The organism is Microbispora sp. ZYX-F-249, assembly GCF_039649665.1.
Taxonomy (GTDB): Bacteria; Actinomycetota; Actinomycetes; order Streptosporangiales; family Streptosporangiaceae; genus Microbispora; species Microbispora maris.
On sequence record NZ_JBDJAW010000167.1, the window covers coordinates 1 to 471 of the forward strand.

Consider the following 471-nt stretch of genomic DNA (forward strand, 5'->3'; position numbering starts at 1 on the left):
CGTCGGGGTCTTCGTCGGTGTGGCGGTGGGAGTCGACGACGGCTGGGATCCGGTCGGCTGGAGGGTCCACTGCTTGGTGGCCGCCGAGTCGCAGGAGTTCTGCTGTACCAGCGCGCCGGAGGAGGTGGAGTTGTCCTTGGTGTTCAGGCATTTGTCGCTGTTGGCGTTGACGACCCGGTAGTTGGAGCCCGAGGCGGTCAGCTCCCAGGTCTGGGAGGACGCTCCGGTGCACGACTCCTGCTGGACGGCCTTGCCGGCGGAGGTGGAGGCGCCGGCGACGCCGGCGCACTTGCCGCTGTTGCCGGCGGCCAGGCGGAAGCCGCTGCCCTGGGTGGACAGGTTCCAGGTCTGGTCGCTCGCGCCGTTGCAGCCGGAGAGGGTGAGCTGCACGCCGTCGGAGCCGCTGCTGCCCGGGACGGTGAGGCACAGTCCGCTGGCGCCGTTCACGATCCGGTAGGCGCCCGCGCTGGG

The 471-nt window shown here is 70.9% G+C and carries 1 protein-coding gene; it reads right to left on the reverse strand.

Annotated elements, in window-relative coordinates; translation table 11 throughout:
• Positions 1 to 471, reverse strand: a 471-nt coding sequence (locus tag AAH991_RS40250; RefSeq protein ID WP_346231207.1) for an RICIN domain-containing protein, incomplete at both ends; no start/stop codon positions are given.